Here is a 6,903-nt window from a genome sequence, read left to right as displayed (position 1 = left end):
CGTAGGGGGGGGGGGGGGGGGGGGGGGGGGGGGGGGGGGGGGGGGGGGGGGGGGGGGGGGGGGGGGGGGGGGGGGGGGGGGGGGGGGGGGGTTTCCCCCCCCCCCCCCCCACGGCAGCCCGGACACGCGACCGCCCGGGCCCCGGCGGCCCGCGAACGGGCGGCCGGTCCCGGGCGGACACGGAACCTGCGGACGGGCGGCGGACCGGTCCCGAAGACGGGCACCCGGACCGCCGGGACCCGCCGGACGGGCTCGCCGGCCGGGAAACCCGTGTCGCCGGTCACGGAGGCCGTGGCAGCGAAGGCCCTGTCCGGCAGCCCTGCCGACGAAGACCCTGTCGGCGAAGCCCCGCCGACGAAAGGCCCGCCGGCGAAAGGCCCGTCAGACGGTGGACCCGTCAGACGAACACCGCGAGCGACTTCGCCTTGCCGCCCTTGCTCTCGACCAGGGCCAGCAGCCGCCCGCCGGGACCGAAGACCGCGACCGGCCCGGAGGTGTACTCGTCCGGCATCTCCAGCCGCACCCCGTTCCCGAGCAGCCGGGCCCGCTTCTCGTCGAGGTCCCAGCGCGGGTAGGCCGCGGCGGCCGCCTCGCCGATCGGCATGACGGTCAGCTCCTCCTGGAGCTGGTCCAGGGTGCGGGCCTTGTCCAGCTTGTACGGGCCCACCCGGGTGCGCCGCAGCGCCGTCAGGTGGCCGCCCACGCCCAGGTCCGCGCCGAGGTCGCGCGCGATGGCCCGGATGTAGGTGCCGCTGGAGCAGACCACGGAGACCACGAGGTCGACGACCTTGGTGCCGTCCTCGGCCTCGGCCTCGCGCATGTCGTAGACGTGGAACGAGGAGATCGTGACCGGCCGCGCCGGGATCTCGAAGTCCTCGCCGTCCCGCGCCCGCTTGTACGAGCGCACGCCGTCGATCTTGATGGCGCTGACCTTGGACGGGACCTGCATGATCTCGCCGGTCAGCTTCGCGATCCCCGCGTCCACGGCCTCGCGGGTGATCCCGGAGGCGTCGGCGGACGAGGTGATCTCGCCCTCGGCGTCGTCGGTCAGCGTGTTCTGGCCGAGCCGGATCGTGCCGAGGTACTCCTTCTCGGTCAGCGCGAGGTGGCCGAGGAGCTTGGTGGCCTTCTCGACGCCGAGCACGAGCACGCCCGTGGCCATGGGGTCGAGGGTGCCCGCGTGGCCGACGCGGCGGGTCTTGGCGATCCCGCGCATCTTGGCCACCACGTCGTGCGAAGTGAAGCCGGACGGCTTGTCGACGATGACAAGGCCGTCCGGAGTCTTCGTCCTGTCGGTGCTCATTCTGCGGTGTCGTCCTCGCCCGGCTTCTTGTACGGGTCGGCTTCGCCGGCGTACGTGGCGCCCGAGGAGGCCTGCCGCACCTGGGCGTCGGAGGCGCGCGCCTGGTCGAGGAGGTCCTCGATGGTCTTCGCGGTCTCCGGGAGGGCGTCCGCGACGAAGGTCAGGGTGGGCGTGAACTTGATGCCCGCCGCCTGGCCGACCGCCGAGCGCAGCATGCCCTTGGCGCTCTCCAGGCCCTTGGCCGCGGCCGCCCGCTCCTCGTCGTCGCCGTAGACCGTGTAGAAGACCGTGGCCTCCCGCAGGTCGCCGGTGACGCGGGTGTCCGTGATCGTCACGTGGGAGCCGAGACGCGGGTCCTTGATACCGCGCTGCAGCTTCTGGGCGACCACCTCCCGGATGAGGTCCGCCAGCTTCTTCGCCCGCGCGTTGTCGGCCACTGGTCCGTCTCCTTCTTTCCTTGCATTCAGTCTTCATCACCGTGGAGCCGCCGTCGCACCGACAGCAGTTCCACTTCCGGACGCGCCGCGACCAGCCGCTCGCAGCGGTCCAGCACGTCCGATACAAACCCGGCGTCCCCCGAGACCAGCGCGACCCCCAGCCGGGTCCTGCGATGGAGGTCCTGGTCGCCCACCTCGGCCGCGCTCACAGAGAACTTGCGCTGGAGCTCGGCGACGATGGGCCGCACGACGGAGCGTTTCTCCTTCAACGAATGGACGTCGCCGAGGAGCAGATCGAAGGACAGAGTCCCCACGTACATGCAGTTCCGGATGTCCCGCCGGTTCGGGTTCGGTGGCCTGCCAGCCAGCGCGTGGCAGGGACACCAGAACCGTACACGCAACGGCCGGGGCCGATCGACGGAAATTCCGCCGACCGGCCCCGGTCACGACACGGTACGAACCGCCACGCGTCAGCCGCGCGGCTTCTCGCGCATCTCGTACGTCGCGATGACGTCGTCGATCTTGATGTCGTTGAAGTTTCCGAGGTTGATACCGCCCTCGAAGCCTTCGCGGATCTCGGTGACGTCGTCCTTGAAGCGGCGCAGACCGGAGATGGTGAGGTTCTCGGCGACGACCTTGCCGTCGCGGAGCAGGCGCGCCTTGGTGTTGCGCTTGACCTCGCCCGACCGGACCAGGACACCGGCGATGTTGCCCAGCTTGGACGAGCGGAAGACCTCGCGGATCTCCGCCGTGCCGAGCTCGACCTCTTCGTACTCCGGCTTGAGCATGCCCTTGAGGGCCGCCTCGATCTCCTCGATGGCCTGGTAGATCACCGAGTAGTACCGGACGTCGACGCCCTCGCGCTCCGCCATCTGCGCGGCACGGCCGGCCGCACGGACGTTGTAGCCGATGACGATGGCGTCGGAGCCCATGGCCAGGTCGATGTCCGACTCCGTGACCGCACCGACACCGCGGTGCAGGACGCGGATGTCGACCTCTTCGCCGACGTCCAGCTGGAGCAGGGACGACTCCAGGGCCTCGACCGCACCGGACGCGTCGCCCTTGATGATGAGGTTGAGTTCCTGGACCAGACCGGCCTTGAGCACCTTGTCGAGGTCCTCGAGGGACACCCGGCGGGTGCGCTTGGCGAAGTTGGCGTTGCGCTCGCGCGCCGCGCGCTTCTCGGCGATCTGGCGGGCCGTGCGGTCCTCGTCCACGACGAGGAAGTTGTCGCCGGCGCCGGGGACGTTGGTGAGACCCAGGACCAGGACGGGGGTCGACGGACCCGCTTCCTCGACGTTGTTGCCCTTGTCGTCGAGCATCGCGCGGACGCGGCCGTACGCGTCGCCGACGACCATCGTGTCGCCGATGCGGAGGGTACCGCGCTGCACCAGGACGGTGGAGACGGCACCGCGGCCGCGGTCGAGGTGGGACTCGATCGCAATACCCTGCGCGTCCTGCTCCGGGTTGGCCCGCAGGTCGAGCGAGGCGTCGGCGGTGAGGACCACGGCCTCCAGCAGGGAGTCGATGTGCAGACCCTGCTTGGCGGAGATGTCGACGAACATGGTGTCGCCGCCGTACTCCTCGGCCACCAGGCCGTACTCGGTCAGCTGACCGCGCACCTTGACCGGGTCGGCGCCCTCGACGTCGATCTTGTTGACCGCGACCACGATCGGCACGTCGGCCGCCTTGGCGTGGTTCAGGGCCTCGATCGTCTGCGGCATGACACCGTCGTTGGCCGCCACCACGAGGATCGCGATGTCGGTCGACTTGGCACCGCGGGCACGCATGGCGGTGAACGCCTCGTGACCCGGGGTGTCGATGAAGGTGATGCGGCGCTCTTCGTCGTTGACCTGGGTGGAGACCTGGTAGGCACCGATGTGCTGGGTGATGCCGCCGGCCTCGCCCGCGACCACGTTGGTCTTGCGGATCGCGTCGAGGAGTCGGGTCTTTCCGTGGTCGACGTGACCCATGACGGTCACGACCGGCGGACGCGGCACGAGGAACTCCTCGCCGCCCTCGTCCTCGCCGAACTCGATGTCGAAGGACTCGAGCAGCTCGCGGTCCTCCTCCTCCGGGCTGACGATCTGAACTTCGTAGTTCATCTCGCCCGCGAGGAGCTGGAGGGTCTCGTCGGAGACGGACTGCGTGGCAGTGACCATCTCGCCGAGGTTCATCATGACCGCGACCAGCGACGCCGGGTTGGCGTTGATCTTCTCCGCGAAGTCGGTGAGGGACGCACCGCGCGACAGGCGAACGGTCTCGCCGTTGCCGCGGGGCAGCATCACGCCGCCCACGGACGGGGCCTGCATGGCCTCGTACTCCTGGCGCCTCTGACGCTTCGACTTGCGGCCGCGACGGGCCGGACCGCCGGGACGGCCGAAGGCACCCTGCGTGCCGCCACGGGCACCCGGGCCGCCGGGACGGCCGCCGAAGCCGGGACGGCCACCGCCGCCGGCACCCGCCGGACCGCCGCCGAAGCCGCCGCCGCCGGGACGCGGGCCGCCGAAGCCGCCACCGCCGCCGGGACGGGCGCCCGGACCGGCCGGACGGCCGGCGAAGCCGCCGCCGGGACGACCGGCACCGCCGGGACGGCCGGCACCCGCGGGACCGCGGCCGCCGCCACCGGGGCCACCGCCGGGGCGGGGGCCGGCAGCCGGACGCTGCGGCATCATGCCGGGGTTCGGACGGTTGCCGCCGGGGGCACCGCCGGGACGCGGGGCACCGCCCTGCGGACGCGGCATGCCGGCCGGCGAGGGACGGGGACCGCCCTGGCCGGGACCCTGCGGACGGGGACCGCCCTGGCCGGCGCCCTGCGGACGCGGACCGCCCTGGCCGGCGCCGGGGGCGCCGGGGCGCGGCGCGCCGCCGGGACGGGGCGCCTGCGGGCGCGCCATGCCGGTGGAGCCGCCGGACGTGAAGGGGTTGTTGCCCGGACGCGGGCCCGCGGGACGGGCACCGGGACGCGGAGCCTGGGCGCCACCCGGACGGGGGGCCTGGGCGCCGGGGGTCGCACCGCCGGCCGGACGCGGAGCGCCGGGACGGGCACCGGGCTGGCCGGGAGCCGCGGGACGCGGACCCGGGGTGGCACCGGCCGGACGCGGGGCCGCGGGGGCCGCCGGGGGCGCGGTGAACTGGGGCGCGGCCGGAGCCGGAGCCGCCGGGGCGGGCTTCGGGGCCGGAGCCTTCGGGCCGGGACGCGGGCCGGGGGCGGCCGGGGTCACCGGGGCGGCTGCGGGGGCCTCGGCAGCGGCCGGCTTGGGGGCCGGGGCGCCGGGCTTCGGGGCAGCGGGACGTGCCGCGGCGGCCGGGGAGGGCGCCGCGGGCTTGGCGGGCGCGGCCTTGCGGGGCGCGCCGGGCTTTGCAGCGGACTTGCCGGCGGTGCCGGGCCCCTGCAGTGCGTCAGTCAACTTGCGTACAACCGGCGCCTCGATCGTCGAGGACGCCGAACGGACAAATTCACCGAGTTCTTGGAGCTTGGCCATGACGACCTTGCTCTCAACCCCGAACTCCTTGGCGAGTTCGTATACCCGGACCTTAGCCACTTCGCTCCTTTTAGGTCCGGGTTACGCCGGACCGTCGCTACTTCATGGGCGTACTCATCGCGTACTCATCGAGTGCTCATCGCAATCTCGACCTACTTCCAACTCGCGAGGTACCTGACCGCACGGTGTTCCGTGCCGTACTTCTTCTTACGGTGTCGCCTCGACGGCCTTGCGCAGTTCCGCGGTGTCGAGCGCTCCCGGGCTCCTGAGGGCCCGGGTGAACGCCCGGCGGCGGACCGCCAGGTCGAGGCAGACCTCGGCGGGGTGTACGTACGCACCCCGGCCGGGCAGCGTACCGCGATGATCCGGGACACACTCGTCCTCGATCGCCACGATCCGCAGCAGGTCGCTCTTGGCCGCTCGCTTCCGGCACCCCACACAGGTGCGTTCAGGGCATGCGCGGGCTTGCGTCCGGCCAGACACGCTTAAGTCTACCTCCCCGCACCGACCTCACCCCTTCGGGCGAGAAATCGAACGGATGTCGTCTCTTCTTGTGTACCCGGCGGGAACCTCCGACGGGTACCGGTTTATTCCCGGACCCGGCTCCGGCCCGGGCGGCGGGCTGCCGCTGCCGGGCCGGAACCGGTCTGCTTCCGGGCTTGCGGGGCGGTCCGCCCCGGGCCTCAGGCCTGGCCCTCGCCCGGCTCGGTGTCCGGCCGGATGTCGATGCGCCAGCCGGTGAGGCGGGCGGCGAGGCGGGCGTTCTGGCCCTCCTTGCCGATCGCCAGCGACAGCTGGTAGTCGGGCACGGTCACCCGCGCGGAGCGCTGGGCCATGTCGACGATCTCGACCTTGCTCACCCGGGCGGGTGACAGGGCGTTGGCCACCATCTCCGCCGGGTCGTCCGACCAGTCGACGATGTCGATCTTCTCGCCGTGCAGCTCGGCCATGACGTTGCGCACGCGGCCGCCCATCGGGCCGATGCAGGCGCCCTTCGGGTTCAGGCCCGAACGGGTGGACCGCACCGCGATCTTGGTGCGGTGGCCGGCCTCGCGGGCGATCGCGGCGATCTCGACGCTGCCGTCGGCGATCTCCGGGACCTCCAGGGCGAAGAGCTTCTTCACCAGGTTGGGGTGGGTGCGCGACAGGGTCACGGACGGACCGCGGACGCCCTTCGCCACCCGGACCACGTACGTGCGCAGGCGCAGGCCGTGGGTGTACTCCTCACCGGGGACCTGCTCCTGCACCGGCAGGATGGCCTCCAGCTTGCCGATGTCCACCAGCACGTTCTTCGGGTCCTTGCCCTGCTGGACCACGCCGGCGATGACATCGCCCTCACGGCCGGCGAACTCGCCGAACGTCAGGTCGTCCTCGGCGTCGCGCAGGCGCTGCAGGATGACCTGCTTGGCGGTGGTGGCGGCGATCCGGCCGAAGCCCGACGGGGTGTCGTCGAACTCCTTGGCCTCCTGCCCCTCCTCCAGGTCCTGCGGGTCCTCCTTCGCCCACACGGTCACGTGGCCGTTGGTGCGGTCCAGCTCGACGCGTGCGCGGCGGCGGCTTCCCTCGGTGCGGTGGTAGGCGATGAGGAGGGCCGACTCGATCGCCTCGACCAGCAGGTCGAAGGAGATCTCCTTCTCCCGGACCAGACCCCGCAGGGCGCTCATGTCGATGTCCACGG

6 protein-coding genes are annotated in these 6,903 nt (G+C 72.4%); all 6 read right to left on the bottom strand.

The window, feature by feature from the left end:
- Window positions 1–397 precede the first annotated feature (397 nt).
- Window positions 398–1,303: a tRNA pseudouridine(55) synthase TruB gene (gene truB, locus ACZ407_RS26875; protein WP_468132543.1), complete on the bottom strand. Its 906-nt coding sequence runs from the start codon at window positions 1,301–1,303 to the stop codon at window positions 398–400.
- Entirely contained in the window at window positions 1,300–1,740 is a 441-nt protein-coding gene (gene rbfA, locus ACZ407_RS26870; protein ID WP_468132541.1) for a 30S ribosome-binding factor RbfA, read from the bottom strand. Before rbfA ends, truB begins: the two co-directional genes overlap by 4 nt.
- Before the next feature lie 26 nt (window positions 1,741–1,766).
- Window positions 1,767–2,060: a DUF503 domain-containing protein gene (locus tag ACZ407_RS26865; protein WP_468132539.1), complete on the bottom strand. Its 294-nt coding sequence runs from the start codon at window positions 2,058–2,060 to the stop codon at window positions 1,767–1,769.
- A gap of 150 nt (window positions 2,061–2,210) precedes the next feature.
- The gene (gene infB / locus ACZ407_RS26860; RefSeq protein WP_468132537.1) at window positions 2,211–5,285 is read right to left on the bottom strand and encodes a translation initiation factor IF-2; all 3,075 of its coding nucleotides are present in this window, start codon (window positions 5,283–5,285) and stop codon (window positions 2,211–2,213) included.
- A gap of 147 nt (window positions 5,286–5,432) precedes the next feature.
- Window positions 5,433–5,708, bottom strand: coding sequence for a YlxR family protein (locus ACZ407_RS26855; RefSeq protein WP_468132535.1), 276 nt, complete (start codon window positions 5,706–5,708; stop codon window positions 5,433–5,435).
- Window positions 5,709–5,908: 200 nt separating this feature from the next.
- Window positions 5,909–6,901, bottom strand: a complete 993-nt coding sequence (gene nusA, locus ACZ407_RS26850) for a transcription termination factor NusA (protein ID WP_468132533.1) — start codon at window positions 6,899–6,901, stop codon at window positions 5,909–5,911.
- Window positions 6,902–6,903: the final 2 nt, after the last annotated feature.

It is taken from the genome of Streptomyces sp. NPDC030809 (genome assembly GCF_055572195.1).
This window is presented reverse-complemented; position numbering and strand designations above follow the sequence as displayed.

What these genes read in the sequence shown, in the direction of transcription:
- ACZ407_RS26865 (WP_468132539.1), bottom strand. Translation starts at nt 2,060, where the DNA reads ATGTACGTGGGGACTCTGTCCTTCGATCTGCTCCTCGGCGACGTCCAT.
- truB (WP_468132543.1), bottom strand. Translation starts at nt 1,303, where the DNA reads ATGAGCACCGACAGGACGAAGACTCCGGACGGCCTTGTCATCGTCGAC.